This is a genomic window from Mesorhizobium sp. WSM4829 (assembly GCF_055811475.1).
Genome location: NZ_JBVVQJ010000128.1, coordinates 1 through 717, shown reverse-complemented (window position 1 = coordinate 717; position 717 = coordinate 1). Strand labels below are relative to the sequence as shown.

The 717-nt window shown below is 63.6% G+C and carries 1 protein-coding gene; it reads right to left on the bottom strand.

Annotated elements, in window-relative coordinates; genetic code table 11:
* A partial coding sequence (locus tag AC0L17_RS34495) for a DPP IV N-terminal domain-containing protein (protein ID WP_473518993.1) occupies nucleotides 1-717 on the bottom strand: 717 nt, incomplete at both ends.

Sequence of the window (717 nt, the reverse complement as noted above, 5' to 3'; positions counted from 1 at the left end):
TGGTGGTTGGCCGGCTCGGGCGTGAGCTCAGTCAGCCCCTCACCGTCGAAGCCGATGCGGTACGCATGGACGAAATAAGGGTCTTCCCCCGGGTGCATCCCGCTCGCCTCGAACCAGATCTGGCGCTTGACCGGATCGACATGGTTGACCCCCCGCACGACCCACTCACCGCTGGTAATCTGGTTCTTGAGCGCGCCGGTCCGGCCGTCGAACAGATACAGGTGCTCGTGCCCATCGCGCTCGGACGCCCAGATGATCTCCTTCCCGTCGTCGACATCGTAACGAAAGATTTTGCCGGTACGGCGCTGGTTCATCACCAGCGGCCGGTAATCAACGAAGGTCGTGCTGGTCTCATCGATCAGCGAGCGTGCGCGGCCCGTGGCGGCGTTTACCTCGACCAGCCGATAGAGCTGATGCCCGCGCTGGTTATATTCGAAAGTGAAGCCGCGACCGTCCGCCCACCACCGGAGAGGGGAAAGTTCGAAGGGGTTGGAGAACAGGGCGTCGTCGATCGCGATCTGGCGCTGGCTGGCAATGTCGAACAGGACCGGCTGGGGCAGCGGAAGGACATCGCCCGGCTTGGGATAGACCCTTGCCGAATATTCGCGCTGCAACCGGTCCGTCGACGAATTGAGGTAGGGGACCTCCCGCTTGTAGCCGGGGCGAACGCGGTAGGCCGCGAGATGGCGCGAGTCCGGCGACCAGCTCAGTGTCGAA